The sequence below is a fragment of the Limnobacter sp. 130 genome (assembly GCF_902506325.1).
Taxonomy (GTDB): Bacteria; Pseudomonadota; Gammaproteobacteria; order Burkholderiales; family Burkholderiaceae_B; genus Limnobacter.
On the sequence record NZ_LR732328.1, the window covers coordinates 685,396 to 709,561 of the forward strand.

A 24,166-nucleotide genomic window follows, 5' to 3' on the forward strand; every position below is an offset into this window, starting at 1 on the left:
GGATGATGGCGCAAACTATAGCAGAACCAAGCTACACCGATGTAGCCGATACCCAGCTGGAATGCAAATTGCTGTGGTGCGCCATGGTGTAAGGTGAGAGTAAGAGCTTTTGCCTATTGTTTATGCAACCTAAATTAATAGAAAATCAAGTAACTCTTGGAGGACAGGATGTCATCGATCGAATCAGTGTCACACGAAACGCGTGTGTTTGAGCCCAGTGCCGACTGGCAGCGCAGCGCCACGATTGGCGGTATGGACGCCTACAACGCCTTGTGCAAGGAAGCTGAAACGGATTTCGAAGGTTTTTGGGCGCGTTTGGCCAAAGAGAACCTACAATTTTCCAAGGCCTATGACAAGGTGCTGGATGAATCCACGCCCCCGTTTTACAAGTGGTTCACCGGCGGCGAATTGAATGTGTCGGCCAACTGCCTGGACAAAAACATCGAAGCTGGCCTGGGCGACAAAGTGGCCTTGATTTTCGAAGCCGATGGTGGCGAAGTCACCAAGGTGACCTACAAAGAACTGCTGGGCAAGGTAAGCCGCATTGCCAATGGCCTGAAAGGCCTGGGCGTGAAAAAAGGTGACCGCGTTGTTATCTACATGCCCATGAGTGTTGAAGGTGTGGCTGCCATGCAGGCTTGTGCGCGAATTGGTGCCACGCATTCGGTGGTGTTTGGCGGTTTTTCAGCCAAAGCCTTGCAAGATCGCATTGTGGATACTGGCGCTGTGGCTGTGTTCACTGCGGACCAGCAAGTGCGCGGTGGCAAACAGTTGCCACTGAAGGCGATTGTTGATGAAGCCTTGAGCCTGGGTGGCTGCGAGGCTGTGAAGAATGTGATTGTGTACAAGCGCACTGGTGCTGATGTGGGCATGCAGGGCGGCCGTGATGTTTACCTGCACGATTTGGCAGACAAGCAAAGCGATGTGTGCGCGCCTGAAATGGTCGATTCCGAGCACCCGCTGTTCATTCTTTATACGTCTGGTTCAACAGGCAAGCCAAAGGGCGTGCAGCACAGTTCGGCAGGTTACCTGCTGTGGGCTGCATTGACCATGAAGTGGACGTTCGATATCAAGCCCAACGATGTGTTCTGGTGCACGGCCGACATCGGCTGGATTACCGGCCACACTTACATTACTTATGGCCCCTTGGCTGTGGGCGCCACGCAAATTGTGTTTGAAGGTGTGCCCACTTACCCCAATGCTGGTCGATTCTGGGAAATGATTCAGCGCCACAGCGCGACAATTTTCTACACTGCACCCACCGCGATTCGTTCGCTGATCAAGGCGTGTGAGGCCGATGAGAAAGTGCATCCCAAGAGCTATGATCTTTCAAGCCTGCGCTTGATGGGTTCGGTGGGCGAGCCGATCAACCCGGAAGCCTGGATGTGGTACTACAAAAATGTGGGTGGCGAGAAGTGCCCAATTGTGGACACCTTCTGGCAAACAGAAACCGGTGGCCACATGATTACACCATTGCCAGGCGCCACACCGCTGGTGCCCGGTTCGTGCACCTTGCCGCTGCCCGGTATTATGGCCGCTGTGGTGGATGAAGTGGGTGGCGATTTGCCCAATGGGCAAGGTGGTATTTTGGTGGTGAAACGCCCGTGGCCTGCCATGATTCGTACCATTTGGGGCGACCCTGAGCGATTCAAGAAAAGCTATTTCCCTGAAGAGCTGGGTGGGAAATTGTACCTGGCAGGTGATGGCGCCGTACGCGACAAAACCAGCGGCAACTTCACGATCATGGGTCGTATTGACGACGTGTTGAACGTATCGGGCCACCGCATGGGCACCATGGAAATTGAAAGTTCACTGGTCGCCAATGAATTGGTGGCGGAGGCCGCAGTGGTGGGCCGCCCCGATGATTTGACCGGTGAAGCGATTGTGGCCTTTGTGGTGTTGAAAGGCGATCGGCCAACGGGTGAGGCCGGGCAGAAACTGGCCATGGACCTGCGCAACTGGGTGGGCAAAGACATTGGTCCAATTGCCAAGCCCAAGGAAATCCGTTTTGGCGACAATCTGCCGAAAACACGTTCAGGCAAGATCATGCGTCGCTTGTTGCGTAGTTTGGCCAAAGGCGAGCAAATTACGCAAGATACCTCCACTTTGGAAAACCCTGCCATTCTGGATCAACTGGGCAAACCCAACTGATCGGCCCGGCTCTCTCCGTGAACGGGGAATTGTGGGCTTTCATCAAAACCAGTTCCACTTCGGTGGGCTGGTTTTTTTCGTTTGAAGGAATCGAGGCGCCAGGAGTGCATTCATGAGTTTTACGCTCAGCCTGACCCGGTTTTTCTCAGTGCTTACCTTCGGCTTTTTGGTGTGCATTGCGGGTGCCGCCATCATGGAAGACTATGGAATTGGTCGCCAGTGGATTGGTTACTTTTTCATCTTCATTACCTTGGGTGCCTATGCGGTCATCGGCTTGCTTAGCCGAACCTCGGACATGCATGAATACTTTGTGGCCTCGCGCACGGTGCCTGCCGTGTACAACGGCATGGCCACCGCAGCTGACTGGATGAGTGCTGCGTCTTTTCTTGGCGTTGCCGGTACCCTTTTTTACAGTGGATTTGAAGCCTTGGCTTTGCTGGTTGGGTGGACTGGTGGCTTTGTGTTGATCGCCTTGCTGATTGCGCCCTACCTGCGCAAGTTTGCATTTTTCTCGGTGGGCGATTTTTTGGCAGCGCGCTATGCAGGGGCCGACAAGGGCAGGGCAGTCAGGTTGATCTGCGTGCTGGTGACTGTCAGTATTTCTTTTGTGTATGTGATTGCGCAAATCTATGCTGTGGGATTGATCACATCGCGTTTCGCTGGCGTTGAATTTGGCATTGGTGTTTTCTTCGGACTTGCCGGTATTTTGGTGTGTTCATTTTTAGGCGGAATGCGTGCAGTAACCTGGACAGCGGTTGCGCAATACATTGTCATGATTGTTGCGATGATGGTGAGTGTGGTCGCCTTGATCGGGTTCACCGGTCAGGGCAGTAGCGAGCGATTTGTAGACGGCGGACCCACCAGTTTTCCGGAGTATGTGCGCGCTCAGGAACGCAAGTTTTTTGCCGACCCGGCAGAAGCGGAAGTGCGCAGTGTTTATTTGCGGGAAGCGGATCGTTATCAGTTGTTGATCGACACCTTGCCTTCGTCGTGGGCAGAGGGGTATGAGGCACGCCGCAAGAACCTGGAATTGGCCCGCTACGATGGATCGACGTTTCAGGAAATCAAAGCTGCTGAAAGGGTATTGAGCGGTTTTCCCAGGAATCCTCAAGCTGCCAAGCTCAAATGGAGTCAGGAAAAGCAGCGTTACCTGGACAAAGTGAAGGCGAGCGTGCCGCATTTTGGTTCAGTGAACGATGATTCCGGCTTGTCTAATACCAAGGCTTTGGTCAGTTTTCTGGCGGTGGCTTTTACCTTGATGTGCGGCACAGTGGCCTTGCCTCACATCATCATGCGTTTTTACACCACGCCAAATGCATCGCAAACCCGTTGGTCGGTGGTGGTTGCTTTGGGCTGCATTTTGGTGATTTACCTGGCTTCGCCCTGGTTAAGCGTGATCGCCAAAGTGGTGGTCTATGAAAACCTGGTGGGTTTGAGTTACAACGAAATTCCCAACTGGATTGCGGCATGGTCAAGGGTAATGCCGGGCCTGGCTACTTTGCAGGATGTGAATCAGGATGGGGTGGTTCAGTTTGCGGAAATTGGCCTGAGCCCGGATATTTTGGTGTTGATTACGCCCGAAATTGCTGGCATGCCATTTTTTCTCTCGGGGCTGATTGCGGCAGGTGGTTTGGCTGCGGCATTGTCGACGGCCGATGGCTTGCTGCTGGCCATTGCGGGCAGCCTGTCGCACGACTTGTACTACCGCGTGCTTGACCCTGAGGCGACCGCACAACGCCGTGTAACCATGTCAAAAATTGCGCTGTTGAGTGCTGCGTTGATGGCCGCGTGGATCACCAGCCTGCAACCCGGCAACATTGTTGTGCTTGTGGGCTCGGCTTTTGCCTTGGCGGCTTCAAGTCTGTTTGTGCCTTTGGTAGCGGGTATTTTCTGGAGTGGTGCCACGCGCAGGGGAGCCCTGTGGGCCATGGGCACCGGGTTTGTCAGTTCCAGCCTGTGTTTGGCATTGACCAATGCGTCGTTCATGGCTTTGTTTAACCTGGATGCGGTGCAAATTGTTGGCTTAAGCGGTGTGGCCAGTGGCGTGTTTACGATTCCGCTGAGCGCTTTGGCCATGGTGGTGGCCTCGCTGGCTGGTGGGCGCAAAGACGAAGCGCCCGGTGTAATGCGTGTGCTGCGCGTGCCTGAATCTGAATGAAATGTTTAATGCGATGAGAATGCACTGGATACCCAAGGGGATTCTTTGTTATACTCTCGCGCTTACCGCGGAGAGATGGATGAGTGGTTTAAGTCGCACGCCTGGAAAGCGTGTATAGGTTAATAGCCTATCGGGGGTTCGAATCCCCCTCTCTCCGCCAGAAATTACAAAAAAGCCCTGAACCAAGTTCAGGGCTTTTTTCATTTCAGGGCGGCAGAGAAGCAAAGTCCCTGCGGACTTTGCGTGGGGGAGTCGAAGCTTTTCGCCTACGAGCGAAAAGCCGGGAGAATCGACCGTGCAAGAGACGAACGTGAGTGAGGCTCGCGGCAGGGGCGCGTTAAAGTGGCAAACTAACGGTCATCGCTAGCAGCATTCAATTCAGGAGCACCCCATGCCGAGCCCCAACAACACCCCCGTCAAAATCCAGGTTTGGACCGATTTTGTGTGTCCATTCTGTTTACTTGGCGAATCGATTATCGAGCAGGCTGTCGAAGGTTTGAATGTGGAACTGGAGTGGATGCCCTTCGAGCTGCGCCCCTACCCAACACCCACGTTGAAACCCGAAGATGAATATTTGCCGCGTGTGTGGAAGGCATCTGTTTATCCCATGGCTGAGCGTTTGGGTGTACCGATCAAATTGCCTACCGTGTCACCACAGCCATACACGCGCAAGGCGTTTTTGGGTTTGCAATATGCCAAGCAGCAGGGCAAGGGCAATGAATACACCACTGCGGTGATGAAAGCGTTTTTTCAGCAGAACAAGGACATTGGCGATACCCAAATCCTTAAAAGCATTCTTCAGGATATCAACCTTGATCCCTCTGGTCTGGACGAGTTTGTGAATTCTCCCCAATCCAATGCGCAGCACGATGCCGATCTTCAACACACCCAACAAATGGGCATTCAGGCGGTGCCTTCACTTTTGGTTGGAAATCAGTTTTTCTCGGGCGTACCCAATGTTCAAATGTTGCGTGAGGCAATTCAGCGCGCGCAAGGGTAGGGATACTTCGGGTTTTCCGGCATGGTGTGTGCGGGTTATTCTGTACGCCAAATCTGCACCCACCACAAAAGGTCACCATGAATTTATTTTCCAAGCTTCAGCAGCGTGCCGCTGAAGGCAAGCCCCTGCGCGTTGGCATGATCGGTGCCGGCAAATTTGGCTCCATGTATCTTTCTCAAGTACCGCGAACACCTGGCATTCACATGGTGGGCATTGCCGATTTGTCACCAGATCGAGCACGTGCTGCGCTTAAAAACGTGGGCTGGAAAGAAGAGGCCTACAACGCGGCCACATTGGAACAGGCCGCCAAGCAGGGCAACACCGCGATTATTGACGACGGCATGAAGCTGATTGAGTCGCCTTTCGTGGACATTATTATTGATTCAACCGGTAACCCGGCCGTGGGAATTGCCCATGTGCTGGCCTGTTGCGAGTTCAAAAAACACATTGTGATGGTGAATGTCGAGGCCGACGCGTTGGCGGGTCCCTTGCTGAAACGCAAGGCCGACGAAGCAGGAATCGTGTATTCACTGGCCTACGGCGATCAGCCTGCGCTGATTTTCGAGATGGTGGACTGGGCGAGGGCGGCCGGTTTTTCAGTGATGGCCGCAGGCAAAGGCACGAAGTACTTGCCCACGTACCATGAAAGCACGCCCGACACCGTGTGGAACCACTATGGTTTAACGGCCGAGGATGCAGCCAAGGGTGGCATGAATGCGCAAATGTTCAACAGCTTTCTGGATGGCACCAAAAGTGCGATTGAAATGGCAGCGGTGGCCAATGCCACGGGTTTGGCCGCGCCCAGCGGCCTGAAGTTTCCCGCTGTAGGTGTCGACGACTTGGCGCGAATCCTGAAGCCACGTGAACACGGTGGCATTCTGGATCAGCGCGGCCAGGTGGAAGTGATTTCCAGTGTGGAACGCGACACGCGCCCAGTGTTTCGGGATTTGCGTTGGGGGGTGTATGTCACCTTCGCGGCCGACAGTGAATACGTGGCCCGTTGCTTCAAGGAATATGGTTTGATCACCGACCCCAGTGGGCAGTATTCCAGCATGTACAAACCCTTCCACTTGATCGGGTTGGAACTTGGCATTTCAGTGGCATCCATCGGTGTTCGGGGCGAGGCAACCGGCGCGCCCATTTGCTGGCATGGCGATGTGGTGGCCACAGCCAAACGGGATTTACAGGCGGGTGAAATGCTGGATGGCGAAGGTGGTTACACCGTGTACGGCAAGCTGTTGCCTGCGCAGGAATCGTTGGCCTTGGGCGGTTTGCCATTGGGCTTGGCCCATGGTGTGAAGTTGCTGAAACCCGTGAAGGCGGGGCAGCCGGTTAGCTGGAATGATGTGGCGTTTGATGCCAATTCCACAGCGGTGAAATTCCGCCGTGAAATGGAGCAAAGCTTTAGTTAAGCTTCTTTGGCAAAACTCATTTTGCGAAAATCTGGTCCATGTTGGCAAAGGCCTTGAACTCAAGTGCATTGCCGCATGGGTCCATGAAGAACATGGTGGCTTGTTCACCCACCTGGCCTTTGAATCGAATGTAAGGCTCAATTACAAACTTGGTGCCTGCCGCTTTCAGGCGATCCGCCAGTTCATTCCACTGTTCCATGGTCAAAATGACACCAAAATGCTTGGCTGGCACGGCATGGCCGTCTACGCTGCTGTTGGCTTTGCACCCCACTTCTTCGGGTGCCAGGTGTGCCACCAATTGGTGGCCATAAAAGTTGAAATCCACCCAGTGTGGTGCGCTTCGCCCTTCCTCACAGCCAATGACTTCTCCATAAAATTTGCGGGCCACAGCAATGTCGGTGACCGGGAAAGCAAGGTGAAAGGGTTGAAGTGTGGCGTGTTTGGCTTGGGCTGAGGACATGTGAATTACCGGGAAATGAGTGGTTGGTCATTCGCACACTATAGGGTTGTTCGGGTTTCCCGGCCAATCGTGGAAACCCGAATATTACTGACACAGCTCAGAATGAATTACGGCGTCACAATGTTGAAATTGCCTGTGGCTTTTTCGAGCATGCCGAAGAACTGACCCAGTTTGATCGTGCTGCCATCGATTTTGGTTTGATCCGAAAACAGCAAGTCGGTGGCGCCAGCTTCACCGGTCATCATGTTCAAAAAGAATGGCTTGCTCAAGGTGAGCGTGGCCGCAGAGTTGTTCTCTGGTTTGCCTGCGCGGTGGTGCAACACACTGTTGTTGATACGCAGTACGTAGCTTTCCTGCGTGTCTGAAAACACTAAATTAATTTGAATATCTTCATCCTCGGCTTTCTCGCTGTTCAGTGAAGCAGCCATGGCTTCCAGAAAGCGCTCAGTGGGTGTGTGTTTCAGCATGTCGAGAAAGGCCGTGCGTTTGAAGCCTTCTGTGTAACCGCCTTCGCGCAATTCAAGTGCACCCGTCAGGTAAAAATTGCGCCAGGGCGCAGACTCGGCCATGTAGCCCATCTGGTCGAAACTCTTGGCCAACAAGCCCTTGGCGCGTGCGTTCTCGGGTTCTGCGTACACGGCATGTTTCAACAACTCGGCTGCCCAACGGTACTCCCCTTTGTTCACGGCATCTTCAGCCTTGTTCAGCAGTGCATCCATACCACCCGCTACATCGACATACCTTTTTGCGGCTTCAACCGGGGGCAGGGGGTTCAAGTTGGCAGGGTTGGCATCGAACCAGCCCATGTAAAACTGGTACACCGCTTTGACGTTGTGCGACACGGTGCCGTAGTAACCGCGCCCGCTCAGGAAGCTGTTCAGGGCGGGTGGCATGGCCACTTTTTCTGCGATTTCCGTGGAGGTGTAGCCCGCATTCATGTGGCGCACAGTTTGGTCGTGAATGAAGCGGTACACATCGCGCTGTTTTTCCATGAAGCTGCGCACGTTTTCAGCGCCCCACACGGGCCAGTTGTGCTGGTGAAACATCACCTCGGCATCGCCTGCATAGGCAATGGCCTCGTCCATGTAAGCAGCCCACTTCAGGGCGTCGCGCACTTTGGCGCCGCGAGGGGTGTACAGGTTGTGCAGCGTGTGACCAAACAGTTCAGCACTGCCGAATGCCTTTAATGTGGGCAGATAAAATACAAATTCTGAAGGGGCCTCGCTACCCGGCACGTTGTGGAACATGAATTCAAGACCATCGAGTACATGGGTTTCCTTGGCTTCTTTCACCACCAGTGTGGGCGGCAATATGCCCACCTTGCCATAGGCCACGGCTTTGCCCAAACCGTTGTCGATCAAGCCTTCAGGGCTGCGTGGCAGGCGCTTGCCGTACATGTAAATGGATCGGCGTGCCATGGCCATGCCCACCAGCAGGTTTTCGCTGGTGGCCTCTTCCATGAAGCCGATGGGTGCCACCACGGGAATGTTGCTTGCCGCCACTTCTTCAGCGCTGAGTACACCCAGTGCACCGCCAAAGTGGTCCACATGGCTGTGGGTAAACACAATGGCAGTCACCGGTTTATCGCCCAAGTGCTTGCGCGCAAAGGCCATGGCTGCGCGCGCAGTTTCCTCGCTGGTCAGCACGTCAACTACAATCCAGCCTTTCTCGCCTTCAATCAGCGTCATGTTCGATAAATCGAAGCCGCGCAACTGGTAAATGCGATCGGCCACTTTGTACAAGCCAATCTGGTTGTTCAGGCTGGCTTGCCGCCACAGGCTGGGGTTCACTGTGCCGGGGGCCTTGCCTTCAATGAAATTGAATTCGTCGTAATCCCAGATAACCTCACCTGCGTCGTTCAAGACTTTGCCAGTGGGTTTGGCGATCAAACCCTTGCGGGCATCGGCATTGTTGGCGGTGTCCACCAAATCTGTGTTCTCGGCAACTTGGGCATGAAATGCCTGCGTGTATTCGCTGGCTGCACTGTTGGGGTCAATGGGGGTGGGTGCCTTGGAACAGGCTGCCAACAGGGCGAGCGCGACCAAAGCAGGGGTGAACCATGCTGTAGGTGATTTCATGCTGTCTCCGGAATATTTTTTGACTCTTCCTATTACAGCATAAAAAGTGGCACTGTGCGTGTCAGTAATCTAGTCGCTCATCAACTGAAGAATTTGTTGGTCGCTGTGATGACAAACACGGTGGCCAGAATGGCAGGGATCCAGAATGCAATGGCCGCATGGGTGTACCGTTCAAGCCAGCCGCCTGAGCCGCCACTGGCCATCTCCGCTGCCATATTGTGGCGCTTCCATTGCCATGTCACGAGCAGACAAATGAGCAGGCCGTTGAAGGGCAGTATGGTGTCGTAAAACACATCCACCAACGCATCGAAAAGCGATTTGTTGGCCCCAGCGTAAAACGCAAATTCAGTAAGCCATTTCACCTGCCCAAAAGACAATGCGCTGAATACGGCACCCACCAACACCCCCGTGATCACCAATGCCAAAGCCTTGTTGCGAGTCTGCCTGCTCTCGGCTTTCAATGCGGCCACGGGTACTTCAATGATGGATACCAGCGAAGTGATGGCCGCCACGAAGGCCAGCAAAAAGAATGTTGCTGCAATAAAGCTGGCCATGGCATAACCAAACTTGGGCACCATGGCCATGAAAATATTGGGGAAGAACGAGAAGATCAAACCCACAGAGGAATCGCTGAGTTCGCTGGGGTTGGTGTTGGGGTAAATGGCGAAAATTGCAGGCAAGGTCATGAGGCCCGCCACCAGCGCCACACCTGTGTCGGTGCAGGCCAGCATTTTTGCAGATTGAACCAGGTTGTCTTGTTTGCGCAAATACGAACCATAGGTGATCAAAATGCCCATGCCAAGCGACAGGGAAAAGAAGGCCTGCGACAAGGCACCGTTGACCACGCTCCAGGTAATTCGGTCCAGTTGCGGGGTGAAGTAGAACTTCAAGCCGGCGCTGGCGTTGGGCAGCGTGAGTACAAACACGGCCAAACCGATCAGCATGATGAACAACATGGGCATTAGCAGCCGCGAGGCTTTTTCAATCCCGTCGCGTACACCACCTTTCAGCACCAGAACCACCATGCCAATGACTGCTGCCAGGTAGGCAAATATCCATGGGCTGGTAATAAAACCGCCGAAATATACCGGTGTGGCCAGTTGGTCCAAGCGACCGGAAAGCACCACCAAAAAATATCCCAGTAACCACACAGTGAGCACGGTGTAAAAGACTGCGATCATGAAGGGCGTGATCAGTGACAGCGCACCTGCCAACACCCAGCCCTTGTGCCCTTTGGAAATTTCCCGGAATGCACCCAAAGGGCTTTTCCCCGTGGCGCGTCCCATGCTGAGTTCAGCGAGTATGAGCGGAAGGCAAATGGCCACCACGAAAAAAATGTAAAGTAACAGGAACGCGCCGCCACCATTTTTTGCAGCGGCTACGGGAAAACCAACCAGGTTTCCGATACCCACGGCTGAGCCGGCGGCCGCCAGTACAAAGCCGATTTTGGAACTGAACTGATCCGGGTTGTTTTGCATGGTGGCCTGTTTTCCTCAATATAAAAAGGACAAAAATTGGGACTGATTGCCGAATTATACGACCGTCATGTGTTGCCGACCTTGCTCGATTTCGCTTGCGGCATGAAAGCCATTAACAGGCAACGCCAAAAAGTGGTGCCCAAGGCCACGGGCAAGGTGCTTGAAATCGGCATTGGCACCGGCCTGAACATGCGCCATTACGATGCAACAAAGGTTGAAAAAATCATTGGCCTGGATCCCGCGATGCAAATGCATCGGTTGGCCAAAAAGCGCATTGCGCATACCGATTTGAGTGTTGAGCTGATGGGCTTGCCAGCCGAGACAATTCCTTTGCCCGATGCCAGCATTGACACCATTGTGATGACTTACACCCTGTGCACCATTCCCGAACCGGTACAGGCTTTGAAGGAAATGCGCAGGGTGTTAAAGCCTGGCGGTAAATTGCTGTTTTGTGAGCACGGAGTGGCCCCGGATGAAGCCGTGCGCAATACGCAAAACCGTTTGCAACCGGTGTGGGGCAAGTTGGCTGGTGGTTGTCACTTAAACCGCGATATTCCAGCTTTGTTGAAAGCTGGTGGCTTTCAAGTCAGTGAAATTGAAACCATGTATGTGCCAGGCCCCAAAGCATTCACCTACAACTATTGGGGCGCGGCCTATTCTGAAGCCAGTTAGACTTTTATTTGTGCCGGGTAGCCAGCATCGCTGATTGTTTTGACCAAAGTCGCTGCAGGCAAATTGCTCTGAATCTGAACCAGCTTTTGCGCCAGGTCAATTTGCACTGTTGCGGCCACGTCTTGCGCTTTTACTGCGCGTTCCACATTGGCGGCGCAACCGCCACATTTCATTTTTTCAACTGTAAGTTCAATCATTTCAAGTCTCCGGTTAGTTCAATACAACTGTAGTCTGAACCTTCCAATCATGGTAAGGTCAAGGCATTGACCTTGACATCGTGGCAAGGTTGACAATGCTTCAATCAAATCGCAGAGAGCAAGCATGAATAATAAATCATCCAATACCATTGACATCGCTGTAGGCGGAATGAGCTGCGCTTCCTGTTCTGGCGCAGTTGAAAAAGCCCTGCTGGCCACACCCGGTGTGATCAGCGCCACCGTGAACCTGGCCACCGAGAAAGCACGCGTTCAACTAAGCAAACCAGAATTGCTATCCGCAGCGTTGGCTGCAGTCGAGAAGGCCGGTTATGAGGCCAAGCCAATTCAGGATACGCAGCAGTTGCCTCAACTTGCTGCGGGTGCACCACAAGCCAGGCAAACCGACAAAGAGGGGCTGATGGTGCTTTGGGGTGCCTTGCTGACGCTTCCGCTGGTGTTGCCCATGGTGGGCATGTTATTTGACAAGCACCTCATGTTGCCTGGCTGGGTTCAATTGCTGTTGGCCAGCCCGGTGCAGTTTTGGCTGGGTGCGCGGTTTTATCGCGGCGCCTTAAAAGCCATTCAGAACCGAACCGGCAATATGGACTTGCTGGTGGCCATTGGTACATCGGCGGCGTTTGGATTGTCGGCTTACATGATGGGAGAGGGCAACCCGCACTTGTACTTTGAGGCCTCGTCAGCCGTAATCACCTTGGTGATGTTGGGCAAATGGCTTGAAGCGCGCGCCAAGCGACAAACCACCGCAGCCATCGCAGCCTTGCAAGCATTGCGGCCCGACACCGCCACGGTGCTTCAGAACGGGCAGGAAGAAGTCTTGCCAATTGCCAGTGTGGCGGTGGGAATGCGGGTGGTCGTGAAACCCGGTGAGCGGATTCCGCTTGATGGCCATGTACTGGAAGGCGAGGGTCATGTGGATGAGGCCTTGATTACCGGAGAAAGCCAGGCTGTTGAGAAATCGCCAGGTAGTAAAGTGACCGGCGGTGCAGTGAATCTGGATGGACGCTTGTTGATAGAAGTAAGCGCGGTAGGCGCTGAAACCACATTGGCCAAAATTATTCGTTTGGTTGAAGACGCCCAAGCTGCCAAGCCCGATATTCAAAAATTGGTGGACAAAGTCAGTGCCGTGTTTGTACCCGTGGTGTTGGTGATTGCAGCGCTTACATTGCTTTACTGGGTGTTCCTCGCCGAGGGCGGCAATCTTGAATTGGCAATTTTGAATGCCGTGGCGGTGTTGGTCATTGCCTGCCCATGTGCGTTGGGTTTGGCAACACCCACTGCAATTATGGCGGGCACTGGCGTGGCAGCACGGCATGGTATTTTGATTAAAGATGCACAGGCACTGGAGTTGGCCCACCGCATTAACACCGTGGTGTTTGACAAAACCGGCACACTGACCGAAGGCAAGCCTTCTGTGGGCGCCGTGGTGCCACTTAACACCAATGGCTTGAATGATTTGCTGGGCAAGGCCGCCGCCGTGGAGGCGGGCAGTGCTCACCCCTTGGCATCGGCCGTGTTGAACCATGCGAAGGATCAAGGTATTGCATGGCAAGTGGCCATGCAGTTGCAAGACAAACCTGGGCGTGGTGTCAGCGGTATTGTGAACGGCACACGTGTGTATGTGGGCACGGCGCGCTGGATGCGTGAATTGGGGGTCACTGATTCGGCTTTGAATACGGTTGCAACGGGTCTGCCCGACAATGCGCCCACCCACGCCTGGGTGGCTGAAGAAGACAACGGTCGTGTGGCATTGCTCGGTGCCCTTGGGTTTGGGGATGCATTGAAGCCGGGCGCCCATGCCGCTGTGAAAAATTTGAATATCTTGCAGGTGAAGTCGGTGCTGCTGACTGGCGATTCAAGGGCCAGTGCGCAACGTGTTGCGCAGGCGCTCGGTATCTCAGAGGTTCAGGCCGAACAGTTGCCCCACAACAAGAGCGAGGCAGTGGCGCACTATCGTCAACAAGGCCAGGTGGTTGCCATGGTGGGCGATGGCATCAACGATGCACCAGCGCTTGCTGCCGCCGATGTGAGTTTTGCCATGTCCAGTGGCACCGAAGTGGCCGTGCACGCAGCTGACATTACGCTGATGCGGCCTGACCCGGCATTGGTGGCTCAAACCATTGACATCTCTCGGCGCACTTACAACAAGATCAAGCAGAATCTTTTCTGGGCATTTGTTTACAACGCGGTGGGCATTCCCCTTGCGGCCATGGGTTTACTGAACCCGGTGGTCGCGGGTGCTGCCATGGCGCTGAGTTCAGTCAGTGTGGTCAGCAATGCCTTGTTGCTGACACGCTGGAAACCCAAATTGTCAAAACCTGAAACGGTGGAGTCGTGAATATGTACGCTGAATGGACACGCAAGGAATGGTTCACCATTGGTGAGGCAGCCATGGAGTCGGGTATCACCGCCAAAATGATTCGTCACTATGAGCAGGTGGGTTTACTGCCCGAGGCCAATCGCACTGATGCGGGTTATCGACTTTACAACGATCGAGATTTGCATCTGTTGCGTTTTATACGGCATTCCCGAGACCTTGGTTTTTCAATCAAGCAAATCGAAGAACTACTCGGCCTGTGGCAGGACAAATCGCGCCCAAGCCGGGAAGTGAAAAAATTGGCGCAGTCGCATCTGAATGCGCTGGAGTCGAAAATTCGGGAATTGAATGCAATGAAGGCCGAGCTGGAGCGCTTGGTGCATTGCTGCAAGGGTGATTCCCGCCCGGATTGCCCAATACTCGAGGGCTTGGCAGCTGGGTAGCGCTTGAGTGCCTCCGGGGCTTACTGCACCAAAATCAGTTTTGAAGCATCTGTTGAATGACACTTTTCAATACGCGGGCAATGTCGTCGGCTTTCATGTGCGGATCGCGAATGGCCCGAATTTGCAGACCATCAAACAAGGCCATCAAGATGGTTGATTTCGCAGCAAGGCTGAATTCGCAGGGTGGCGAATCTTTCAATGGCTGAATGCCTTTGATCAGGTGGGTTACCTTTTCACGAATTACCGCGTCGGTGCATTGCACTGTCGCGGCAATTTTTGGATTTCGTGCCGCCTCGGCCAAAATTTCCGTGTCCAGTTCACTGCGGTCAATGCGCCGTTGTACACCTTCGTCCACCGTGCCAAGCATGGCTTTCAGAATGTCTTTTTCACCCTGAATTTTTGCAATCCGCTCAAGCGCCTGGTCAAGGTCGCGCTTGACCATGGCTTCAATAATGGCTTCCTTGCTCTGAAAGTAATTGTAGATGTGGCCCGCACTCATGCCGAAGGACTTGGCAATTTCCGACATGCTGGCGCCGTGAAAACCACTTTTTCTGAAACATTCGGCAGCAGCATCCAGAATTTGTTGGCGGCGTAGTTCCGCCTTGCTGGTTGTGGTTTTAGCCTCGTTGATCATTGCTGATTCCTCCCGTTTGGTCGCCGCTTGCCAGGTCGACATTTTCTTCAGCCCGCTTTTTGCCAAACAGGCGAGTCACTATCACGAAGAACATGGGCACAAAGAAAATACCCAACACGGTTGCAGAAATGGTGCCACCCAATACACCGGTACCAATCGCATTCTGGCTGCCTGAACCTGCACCTGTCGAAATGGCCAAGGGCACTACACCCAGGCCAAAGGCCAGTGAGGTCATAATGATGGGGCGCAAGCGCATGCGCACCGCGTCGAGTGTGGCCTCCAGCAAATCACGGCCTTGGTCGAATTGCTCCTTGGCAAATTCAACAATCAGAATTGCGTTTTTGGCGGACAAACCCACCGTGGTCAGCAAGGCGACCTGGAAGTAAACATCGTTGGCCAAGCCGCGGCCGCTGGCCGCCAGTAGGGCACCCACCACGCCCAAGGGCACAATCAGCATGACTGCAAATGGGATGGACCAGCTTTCGTACAGCGCAGCCAAACACAAGAACACAATCAACAATGACAATGCGTAGAGCAGGGGGGCTTGCGAACCGGATTGCCGCTCTTCGTATGACAAACCTGTCCACTCAATGCCCATGCCCTCTGGCAGGTTTTCAGCAATCGCTTCCATTGCATCCATGGCGTCGCCCGAGCTCATGCCTGGTGCCGCCTGCCCTTGAATTTCAACCGCAGGCAAACCGTTGTAACGCTCAAGGCGTGGCGATGCCATTGACCATTGAGCCGATGAGAAATTGGAGAAGGGCACCATCTCGCCATCGTTGTTGCGCACGTAGAATCTGTTCAAGTCCTCGGGCAACATGCGGAAAGGTGCGTCGGCCTGCATGTACACGCGTTTCACCCGCCCCCTGTCAAGGAAGTCATTGATAAAACTGCCACCCCAGGCCGAGGTGAGTGTGTCGCTAATTTCCGCAACACTTACACCGAGTGCACCCGCCTTGGCATTGTCAATATCGAGTTGGTACTGCGGTGTGTCGGCGGTGGCGTTGGGTCGAACGCCAGCCAGCACAGGGTTTTTCGCGGCTTCGCCGATCATGCTGTTTCTGGCCTGCAGCAAGGCATCACGCCCCAGCCCTGTGCGGTCTTGAATGAACAAATTGAAGCCAGATGCATTGCCCAATTCCCGAATGGCCGGTGGTGCAAAGGCAAAAGCTTGTGCTTCAGGCCAGCTTGCAAATTCTTTGGATGCGCGTTGAACGATGCCTGCCGCAGAATTTTCTTTGCCGGGACGCTCGCTCCAGTCACGCAGGCGCACAAAGCCGATACCCGAGTTTTGACCTGTACCCGAGAAACTGAAACCAGCCACGGTGAATAGCGACTGTACGTTCTTGCCTTCTTTTTTGAGGAAGTAATCTTCCATCTTGGCGAGCACTTGCAGGGTTTGTTCTTGGGTAGCACCTGCGGGTAATTGCACCTGCGTGAAAAACACGCCTTGGTCTTCGTCGGGCAGGAACGAAGTGGGCAGGCGGGTGAACATGAAGGCCGCAACCGCCAGCAAACCACCGTAAATAATCAGGTAGCGCCCTGACTTGTGCAACATGCGGCCCACCATGCCTTGATAGCGCGCATTGCTGGAATCAAATTTGCGGTTGAACCAGCCGAAAAATCCTTTTTTCTCGTGAGCATGACCCTTCTCAATCGGCTTGAGCATGGTGGCACACAGTGCAGGTGTCAGTACCAGCGCAACAATGACTGACAAGGCCATGGCCGATACAATCGTGATTGAAAACTGCTTGTAGATAACACCGGCTGAGCCCGGGAAAAACGCCATGGGTACGAATACAGCCGATAGCACCAAACCAATACCCACCAGGGCGCCGGTGATTTGATCCATGGATTTTCGTGTGGCCTCCACAGGCGACAGGCCTTCTTCTGCCATTACACGTTCCACGTTCTCAACCACCACAATGGCGTCGTCTACCAGCAGGCCAATGGCCAGTACCATGGCGAACATGGTCAGGGTATTGATTGAAAATCCGAATGCGGACAACACTGCAAAAGTGCCCAGCAACACAACAGGCACCGCAATGGTTGGAATCAGGGTGGCTCGGAAATTCTGAAGGAACAGGTACATCACCAGGAAAACCAGAATGATCGCCTCAATCAGTGTTTTAACCACGCCTTCAATCGAGATCTTCACGAATGGCGTGGTGTCATAGGCGACGTCCCATTCCATGCCCTCCGGAATTAGTGGCGTAATCCGTTTCATCCCGGCCACCACGGCTTCGGCCGTGTCCAGCGCGTTGGCACCAGAAGCCAGGCGAATACCGATGCCCGAGGCGTTTCGACCATTCCAGCGCGGCAAAATATTGTAGTTTTCGCTGCCGTAGTCAATTCGTGCCACGTCTTTCAGGCGCACGGTTGCACCATCTTCAGTGGTTCGTAAAATAATCTGCTCGAAGTCTTTTGGTGTTTCCAGCAAGGTCTGTGCGGTAATTGTGGCCGTCAATGATTGGCCTTTCACCGCAGGGGCTCCCCCCAGCTCACCGGCTGAAACCTGTGCATTCTGGGCCCGCACTGCGTTGCGAATATCGCCTGGCGTTACCTTGAACTGGTTCATCTTGTCTGGGTTCAACCAAATGCGCATGGCATAAGGACTTCCAAATACTTGTACTTCACCCACGCCGCTGACCCGGCTGATGGTGTCTTGTACGTTGGTGGTAATGAAGTCGGCCAGTTCCGTTGAAGTGTAGGCACCATCGACAGCGGTAAAGGCAATCACCAGCAGGTAGCCCGCTGCACTTTTGGTGACCTGAATACCCTGGCGTTGCACGGCATCGGGCAACAAGGGAACCGCCAAACTCAATTTGTTTTGAACTTGAACCTGCGCAATGTCCGGGTTGGTGCCGGGCTCGAATGTGAGCTCAATTCGCAGTCGGCCAGTCGAGTCGCTGGTGGACTTCATGTAGCGGAATCCATCCAGACCGGTCATGCGTTGCTCAATCACCTGGGTGACCGAGTCTTGCAGGGTTTCAGCAGAGGCACCGGGGTAGGTGGCTTGAATGGTTACTGCAGGCGGCGCAATGGCGGGGTACTGCGCAACAGGCAAACTGAAAATGGCCAGCGCACCGGCCAGCATGATGACAATGGCGATCACCCACGCAAAAATGGGGCGATCAATAAAAAATCGGGACATGCTACTACTCCTGCCAGGCGTTGTTTACTTGTTCTCGGAGTCGGAAAGGACTTCAACTTCCTGACCGGCGCGAACTTTCTGGATACCTTCAACAATCAGGCGATCACCTGCCTGAAGGCCCTCGGCGATCAGCCATTGGTCGCCAATGGCTCTGGCGGTTTCTACACTTCGTTTTTCGACTTTGTTGTTCTGACCAATAACAAACGCCGATGGCGCACCGGTTGCATCGCGCATGATTCCTTTTTGCGGAACCAGAATGCCGTTTTCGCGGACGCCTTCCTCAAGCGAGGCCCGCACATACATGCCGGGTAACAATTGCAGTTTCGGGTTGGGGAATACGGCGCGCAAGGTCACGGTGCCGGTGTTCTGGTCCACAGTCACATCGCTGAATTGCAGCTTGCCCTCTTGGGCATAGCTCGATCCGTCCTCCAGTTTCAATGTCACTTTGGCAGCGTCTTTTCCGGCGCTTTTCAGCACACCACTTTCCAGGTCACGTTTTAGCTGCAGTAATTCACTGGTCGATTGCGTCAAGTCAACATAAATTGGGTCGAGCTGTTGAATGGTGGCCATGGCATTGGCTTGCCCCTGCTGCACAAGCGCACCGGGGGTAATGCTTGACCGGCCAATTCGGCCACTGATGGGTGCGGTTACCTTCGTGTAGCTCAGGTTGATTTGAGCAGACTGAACCGCAGCTTTGGCTGAGGCCACATCGGCTTCAGCCTGCTTCAGTGCGGCAAACGCATCGTCACGTTCTTGCTGGCTGACTGCATTGAGTTTTGCCAGCTCTTGAAAGCGGTCATTGCGAATTTTTGCACTGGTCCGGTTGGCCTCTGCTTTTTCAAGCATGGCTTTGGCGCTGGCGTATTCGGCTTGGTAGGTGGAGGCATCAATTTGATACAGGGAGGTACCGGCTTTTACATCGCCACCTTCCTGAAACTGACGCGCCTTGATGATGCCGTTGACCTGTGGGCGAACTTCGGCGATCAGGTACGGGCTGGTTCTGCCTGGTAATTGGGTGTACAGCGACACGGGCTTGGCCGCTACTTCAAAAATTCGAACTTTGGGCAATGCCGGCGTGGCCGCAGCATTTGCACCGCCTTCTTGACTGCCGCAGCCAGCCAGGGTTAACGTGCCAACAGTCAATAAAGCGCTGGTGGCTAGCGCCATTTTTCTTTTAATAATCATGGTACTACCTCGATATAAGCAATGCGGAAACGGTGTGTAGACAAGATAGCTGAATGAACGTTCATTTTTTCATTGAAGAAATTGTATGTCAATTCAGGGTAAACACCTGAGCAGGAACGGGATTTGCTCCAAAGCCATGTTGGGTTTCTAATGTGACAACAGCCTTCTATTTCAGGGAGAACTTTTTGGACCTTTCGTCAATCGTGATTGTGGGTGGTGGTGCAGGCGGCCTGGAGCTGGCCTGCAAGTTGGGGCGAAAGCTTGGTCCAGACCGCGTTACCTTGGTCGATGCCAAGATGTACCACATCTGGAAGCCCTCGCTGCACGAGGTTGCAGCCGGTACGCTGGACATTCATCAGGAGGGTTTGTCCTATCCAATGTTGGCCCACAACAATGGTTTTAATTTTGTACTGGGTGCCATGGAAGGTTTGAATGGTCGTGACAGACAGGTTGAAATTGCAGCGGTTCGGGACGATGTGGGCGATGAAGTATTGCCCAGGCGCGTGTTGCAGTTTGGAACGCTTGTGATTTCTGTGGGCAGTCAATCGAATTATTTCGGCGTGAAAGGCGCGCAAGACTTCACCATTTCTCTGGATGGGCCGCAACAGGCCGAGAGTTTTCGCCTGAAAATGCTCAAACACTTGGCGACACTTGATTTGCGTAAAAAACTCGATCCGTCTGCAAGCCTGGACATTGTCATTATTGGTGCCGGTGCCACAGGCGTTGAGCTGGCCGCTGAGTTGCGCGAGGCCAGCCATGTGCATAGCCGTTATGGATTTAGCCGGATTGATGCTGCACGCGATGTGACCATTACCATTCTGGAAGGTGCGCCCAGTATTTTGCCCGTGCTACCCGAGAGCGTGTCCAGCGCAGCCTTGCGCCTTTTGGAGCAACGACACATTACGGTAGTCAACAACTGCAGGGTGGTTGAAATTTCATCCAAACAGGTAGAGGACGCCAGTGGCAATCGTTACAAGGCCGATTTGTGTGTGTGGGCCGCCGGTATTAAAGCACCCGCGTGGCTGGCCAATTTGGGTTTGCCAGTGAACCGCAACAACCAGCTGGAAGTGGAGGGCGATTTGCGGGTGAAAGGCGAGCATCACATTTTTTCGCTCGGCGATTGCGCAGCCTGTGTGCAACCCGACGGCAGCATGGTGCCACCACGCGCTCAATCGGCGCACCAGCAGGCCGACTACATTTACAAAACAATTTTGAATGCAGAACGTGGCAAAGCCGCGCCCGGGAAACCCTATTTGTACAAAGACCATGGTTCGCTGGTGTCGCTGGGTTCGCGCAGTTCAGTGGGTAGCTTGATGGGTGGCTTGTTCAAGGCCAGCAGCATGTTTGTGGACGGTTTCTTTGCGCGCAGCATGTACGCAAGCTTGCACCTGATGCACCATTACGCGGTGCTTGGCGGCCTGAAAACATTCTTGTTGGCCATGGCTCGTTTTCTGTTGAAGCGTGCCACACCGTTGGTGAAGCTGCATTAAAACTGAATCAGTGGGCGCGCAGATCATCAACGGCAAGTTTGCCGAAGTTCGGGCTCAACAGGTAGTGCACCAACTGCACACCTGTTGTTTCCGGGCTGCTCAGCGAGTTGGTGTTTTTTAGCTCGATGAAACGTTGTTTGTTGGGAAACAGCAATTCATCCGTTTCCCGAATTTGTGTTTGCATGCCAGTGTCGATGACGCCGGGTGCCAGGCTGCAAATGGTCACATTTGGGCTTTGGTCTTGTTGAACCGCCTTTGCATGCATGTCGAGTGCTGCCTTGGTGGCGCAATACACCGACCAGCCAGGGTAAGCGCTTTGCGCGGCCCCACTGGATACATGCAGTATTCGTAGTTTTTGATGGCTTTGCATTTTTTGGGTGAGCAAGGCGCTCATGGCCAAAGGCACGGTGACATTGAGTTGTACGCTGCGAGAAATATCCAGCGTTGCCTGTGAACCCAGGGGGCCGATCGGAGACACCAGTCCGGCATTGTTGATCAACAGCAGTTGTGTTGTATTTGCAATGAAATCATTCAGATCACGGCTGGATTCCAGCCAATCAAGAGAGGCTGAATTGGCCAAATCAAGGCTTATTTGCTGCAAAAGCGTGGGGTATTGCAGTTCAAGCGCATCGCATTGTGAGCGGGAAATGCCCAAAACCGCATGCCCCCGTTCCAGCAATGCACGTGCAATACCCAATCCCAACCCTTTGCTGTGACCCGTCAAGATGGCTTTGATCATGGTTTTTGATTCAGTTTCAGAAACAGGATAGAGCTGGCCAGTAGCAAAGTGACCGCATTGGCGACCACGACAGGCCATTGTTGCACCAACAAGCCGTATACCAGCCAAAACAGCACACCCAAACAAAAACACGCGTACATGCCCAAAGAAATGCTTCGGGTGTCGCGTGTTTTCCAGCAATACACCACCTGTGGAATGAATGAAAAGGTGGTCAGTGCTGCTGCCAGAAAGCCCAGTGTTTGGGCCCAATCAATTTGCATCAGTCAGCCTGGATTTTCTGGGCTGTTTCCTTGTAGGCAGCCAGGCGCCCACCACCAATGGCGATGGCCTTATTGATTGCTGCACGCGCTTCGTTTTTGCGGTCGAGCTTGATCAATGTTTCGGCCAGGTTGTTCCAGGCGTCCGCCATGTCGGGGTATACGCCCACTGCCTTGCGGTAGTGTTGTTCGGCTTCAACATAATTTTTGGCGCTGTAGGCCAGGTTGCCCAAGCCAAAGTGAAACCACGGTTCGGTGGGCCATGCTCTTGCACCTTGCTGGTAGGCTTGGCCGGCTTTTTCAGGGCTGGAGCGCTCGAGTGCAACGGCCGAATTCAAGTAGCCTTGCGCATTCACGTAGGCGGGTGGCTCAACGGTGGTTTTAATCACCGTGAAGCCCCAGTTCTCGGAACGTTCCCAAAGTTTCAGGAAAGTCGCCACAGGGATCAGTTCACGTTCTTTGGGGCCGGATCGTAAAATCATGTTGTTGCTGCCAGGCTCGTAACCGATTACCACGGCGTAATGCCACTGTGGTGCAATGGGCAATGACAGATTCAGCAAAACCACCACTGGCGCGCCAGCATTCAGGGCGTTAAACAGCGCGGGTAGTTTGGGTTCTATCTGGTAGCTCAAGTAGCCCAAGCGGCGTGGTGCGGCCAGCATTTCAAGTTGCAAGCTGCCTTGGCGACCCGGCAGATAAACCAGTTCAGCCAGTTTGTTGGGTTCAGTGTTTTCACCTGCGTGGTTAAGCACCATGGCCAGTGTGGATGGGCCACAATAAAACTCTTCCTGCGCGAAAAACGGCACATTTTTGAGTTCAACAGGGGCTTGAGTCTGGACGGTATTTTGAAGGTCTTGCGGGACTGTTGGCAAAATTGAACAAGAGGCCAACAGCCCTACAAGTACTGCTGAACCCGCCAAGCGGGTCCAGGCGGTACTAGAAAAACTTAATTTCATCGAGCTGATCGGGTAAACGGAAATACCTTGGTGAGGCCAAGAATGTCGGTTACCAACAAAATAATGAACACGGTAAATAGTACACCAACAATGCCGGCACCTGCAGGTGCGTTTTCAATGTGAGCTGCCAGTTTCTGTGCTTCTTCTTCGGTCATTGAATCAACACGGGCCTTGGCTACCTCTGGGCTTACGCCATGAGATTGCAGGGCTTTGGCGATGTCTTCACGATCAAAGAATTGCTTGAGTTCAGAGCGGTCTTGCTGGTGCATGGCCACTGCTTCTTCAGTGCTCACGATCGCTGCGTGGGCAGGTGCCACGATAAAGCTGCTTGAAAAGCTCAACAAAACTGCCATTGCCGTTGCGCGCATAGTTTTAGTCATTTTATTACTCCATCATTCTTGTGTGTGGGAAAGACCATCATAGAGTTAAACAAGCTTTATTGCTCGTTTATTCCGAGTCAACCAAACGATGGCCGAAGCGTTTTAGTTGACATCACCGCAAGGAGGATTTGTGATGAAAACTCGATTATTCAGAATTTTTTCGGCCAGTTTTGCTGTTTTGACTGGTCTTGCTCTGGCTCCCATGCAGGCTCATGCCGTCAATATATCAATTGGCGTGGGCGGGGAAGTGCTTCCCGGCGTGTATGGGTCTGTCAATATTGACAATGGGCGCTACCCGGCATTGGTGTACGGCCAGCCTTTGATTGTGACTCGCCCTTCGCGGATCCTGGCGCCAGTCTACTTGCACGTGCCACCCGGACACCTCAAAAAGTGGGGCCGTTACTGCGGTCGTTATGACGCCTGTTCACGTCCTGTGTATTTTGTGAGGTCTCGCGACTACTACGACTTCAGCCCCCGCTACATTGAGCAGCGATATGTGTATCGGGACCGCATCACCTACGTAGACCGTGGCGGTTATGATCGCCGTGACCACTACGACCGCCGGGATCATGACCGCAGAGATTATGACCGCCGTGAATACCGTCGCAACGACGATCGACATGATCACCGTGGGCATGGCGGTAAACACTGGAAAAATGACAACCGCGGTCATGGGCACGGAAAACATGGCCGAGGCCGGGATGATTAATCTGTAAGTTTTAAGTTTTGTTTTGCCTTTTAAAGCCGGCTGTATAGCCGGCTTTGTTTTTTTCAGTTCACCGAATTGGTTGATATGACAAAAAATTATAAAAAGGATTAGTTATTTGTAGGTAAAGACCTGACATCGTGTCGCTGATGATTTAAATCAACAAATGTTAAATGTTTCCTTGAATTGTTGTTGCGATAATCTTTATGTACCTGAAATGTAAATAAAATATTTTTCTTTTGTTCAAATAAAAGGATAAAATCCAGTCTGTTCATTCCTAT

At 53.4% G+C, this 24,166-nt stretch carries 20 protein-coding genes and 1 tRNA gene; 10 read left to right on the forward strand and 11 right to left on the reverse strand.

Annotated features, from left to right (window positions below):
- Positions 1-168 precede the first annotated feature (168 nt).
- The 5 genes from acs to FRIGORI9N_RS03350 all read left to right on the forward strand — a co-directional run bounded on the left by acs (position 169) and on the right by FRIGORI9N_RS03350 (position 6,721).
- Positions 169-2,151 carry an acetate--CoA ligase gene (gene acs / locus FRIGORI9N_RS03330; protein WP_159568467.1) on the forward strand — a complete coding sequence of 661 codons (1,983 nt, stop codon included), beginning with the start codon at positions 169-171 and terminating at the stop codon, positions 2,149-2,151.
- A gap of 112 nt (positions 2,152-2,263) precedes the next feature.
- Complete coding sequence (locus tag FRIGORI9N_RS03335) at positions 2,264-4,309, forward strand: VC_2705 family sodium/solute symporter (protein WP_159568468.1); 2,046 nt, start codon at positions 2,264-2,266, stop codon at positions 4,307-4,309.
- 69 nt (positions 4,310-4,378) lie between these two features.
- A tRNA-Ser gene (locus FRIGORI9N_RS03340) sits at positions 4,379-4,469 on the forward strand.
- 231 nt (positions 4,470-4,700) lie between these two features.
- Positions 4,701-5,309 carry a DsbA family protein gene (locus tag FRIGORI9N_RS03345; RefSeq protein WP_159568469.1) on the forward strand — a complete coding sequence of 203 codons (609 nt, stop codon included), beginning with the start codon at positions 4,701-4,703 and terminating at the stop codon, positions 5,307-5,309.
- 77 nt (positions 5,310-5,386) lie between these two features.
- Positions 5,387-6,721 (forward strand): NAD(P)H-dependent oxidoreductase, encoded by a 1,335-nt coding sequence (locus FRIGORI9N_RS03350; protein WP_159568470.1) that lies wholly within the window; start codon positions 5,387-5,389, stop codon positions 6,719-6,721.
- A 16-nt stretch (positions 6,722-6,737) separates the two neighbouring features.
- Here FRIGORI9N_RS03350 and FRIGORI9N_RS03355 read toward each other — a convergent pair whose 3' ends face one another.
- From FRIGORI9N_RS03355 to FRIGORI9N_RS03365, 3 genes are all read right to left on the reverse strand, one after another.
- Complete coding sequence (locus FRIGORI9N_RS03355; protein ID WP_159568471.1) at positions 6,738-7,181, reverse strand: VOC family protein; 444 nt, start codon at positions 7,179-7,181, stop codon at positions 6,738-6,740.
- 107 nt (positions 7,182-7,288) lie between these two features.
- On the reverse strand, positions 7,289-9,259 hold the full coding sequence (locus FRIGORI9N_RS03360) for an alkyl/aryl-sulfatase (RefSeq protein ID WP_159568472.1): 1,971 nt from the start codon (positions 9,257-9,259) through the stop codon (positions 7,289-7,291).
- An 80-nt stretch (positions 9,260-9,339) separates the two neighbouring features.
- Positions 9,340-10,737, reverse strand: coding sequence for a sodium-dependent transporter (locus FRIGORI9N_RS03365; RefSeq protein WP_159568473.1), 1,398 nt, complete (start codon positions 10,735-10,737; stop codon positions 9,340-9,342).
- Positions 10,738-10,773: 36 nt separating this feature from the next.
- Between FRIGORI9N_RS03365 and FRIGORI9N_RS03370 the strand changes: the two genes are divergently transcribed.
- Positions 10,774-11,409 carry a class I SAM-dependent methyltransferase gene (locus FRIGORI9N_RS03370; protein WP_236550788.1) on the forward strand — a complete coding sequence of 212 codons (636 nt, stop codon included), beginning with the start codon at positions 10,774-10,776 and terminating at the stop codon, positions 11,407-11,409.
- Here FRIGORI9N_RS03370 and FRIGORI9N_RS03375 read toward each other — a convergent pair.
- Entirely contained in the window at positions 11,406-11,606 is a 201-nt protein-coding gene (locus FRIGORI9N_RS03375; RefSeq protein ID WP_159568474.1) for a heavy-metal-associated domain-containing protein, read from the reverse strand. The genes FRIGORI9N_RS03370 and FRIGORI9N_RS03375 overlap by 4 nt on opposite strands.
- Positions 11,607-11,730: 124 nt before the next feature.
- On the opposite strand from FRIGORI9N_RS03375, the gene FRIGORI9N_RS03380 reads away from it, so the two are divergent.
- Both FRIGORI9N_RS03380 and cueR read left to right on the forward strand, forming a co-directional pair.
- A complete protein-coding gene (locus tag FRIGORI9N_RS03380; protein WP_201301399.1) occupies positions 11,731-13,962 on the forward strand; it encodes a cation-translocating P-type ATPase in 2,232 nt (743 codons plus the stop codon).
- Positions 13,963-13,964: 2 nt separating this feature from the next.
- Positions 13,965-14,384, forward strand: coding sequence for a Cu(I)-responsive transcriptional regulator (gene cueR / locus FRIGORI9N_RS03385; RefSeq protein WP_159568475.1), 420 nt, complete (start codon positions 13,965-13,967; stop codon positions 14,382-14,384).
- A gap of 34 nt (positions 14,385-14,418) precedes the next feature.
- Here the strand turns inward: cueR and FRIGORI9N_RS03390 are convergent, their stop codons facing one another.
- From FRIGORI9N_RS03390 to FRIGORI9N_RS03400, 3 genes are read right to left on the reverse strand one after another with little or no spacing between them, the layout of a single operon-like run.
- Positions 14,419-15,018 (reverse strand): TetR/AcrR family transcriptional regulator, encoded by a 600-nt coding sequence (locus FRIGORI9N_RS03390; protein ID WP_159568476.1) that lies wholly within the window; start codon positions 15,016-15,018, stop codon positions 14,419-14,421.
- Complete coding sequence (locus FRIGORI9N_RS03395; protein ID WP_159568477.1) at positions 15,002-18,172, reverse strand: efflux RND transporter permease subunit; 3,171 nt, start codon at positions 18,170-18,172, stop codon at positions 15,002-15,004. Before FRIGORI9N_RS03395 ends, FRIGORI9N_RS03390 begins: the two co-directional genes overlap by 17 nt.
- Before the next feature lie 24 nt (positions 18,173-18,196).
- A complete protein-coding gene (locus FRIGORI9N_RS03400) occupies positions 18,197-19,357 on the reverse strand; it encodes an efflux RND transporter periplasmic adaptor subunit (RefSeq protein WP_236550789.1) in 1,161 nt (386 codons plus the stop codon).
- 185 nt (positions 19,358-19,542) lie between these two features.
- Between FRIGORI9N_RS03400 and FRIGORI9N_RS03405 the strand changes: the two genes are divergently transcribed.
- Entirely contained in the window at positions 19,543-20,847 is a 1,305-nt protein-coding gene (locus FRIGORI9N_RS03405) for an NAD(P)/FAD-dependent oxidoreductase (protein ID WP_159568478.1), read from the forward strand.
- Positions 20,848-20,854: 7 nt separating this feature from the next.
- Here FRIGORI9N_RS03405 and FRIGORI9N_RS03410 read toward each other — a convergent pair whose 3' ends face one another.
- From FRIGORI9N_RS03410 to FRIGORI9N_RS03425, 4 genes are read right to left on the reverse strand one after another with little or no spacing between them, the layout of a single operon-like run.
- Entirely contained in the window at positions 20,855-21,586 is a 732-nt protein-coding gene (locus tag FRIGORI9N_RS03410) for an SDR family oxidoreductase (protein WP_159568479.1), read from the reverse strand.
- Positions 21,583-21,846: a SemiSWEET transporter gene (locus FRIGORI9N_RS03415; protein WP_159568480.1), complete on the reverse strand. Its 264-nt coding sequence runs from the start codon at positions 21,844-21,846 to the stop codon at positions 21,583-21,585. Before FRIGORI9N_RS03415 ends, FRIGORI9N_RS03410 begins: the two co-directional genes overlap by 4 nt.
- Positions 21,846-22,799 carry a PA2778 family cysteine peptidase gene (locus FRIGORI9N_RS03420; RefSeq protein WP_159568481.1) on the reverse strand — a complete coding sequence of 318 codons (954 nt, stop codon included), beginning with the start codon at positions 22,797-22,799 and terminating at the stop codon, positions 21,846-21,848. Before FRIGORI9N_RS03420 ends, FRIGORI9N_RS03415 begins: the two co-directional genes overlap by 1 nt.
- On the reverse strand, positions 22,796-23,179 hold the full coding sequence (locus FRIGORI9N_RS03425) for a PA2779 family protein (protein WP_236550790.1): 384 nt from the start codon (positions 23,177-23,179) through the stop codon (positions 22,796-22,798). The genes FRIGORI9N_RS03420 and FRIGORI9N_RS03425 overlap by 4 nt, the downstream gene beginning before the upstream one ends.
- A 133-nt stretch (positions 23,180-23,312) precedes the next feature.
- On the opposite strand from FRIGORI9N_RS03425, the gene FRIGORI9N_RS03430 reads away from it, so the two are divergent.
- Positions 23,313-23,888, forward strand: a complete 576-nt coding sequence (locus tag FRIGORI9N_RS03430; protein ID WP_236550791.1) for a hypothetical protein — start codon at positions 23,313-23,315, stop codon at positions 23,886-23,888.
- Positions 23,889-24,166: the final 278 nt, after the last annotated feature.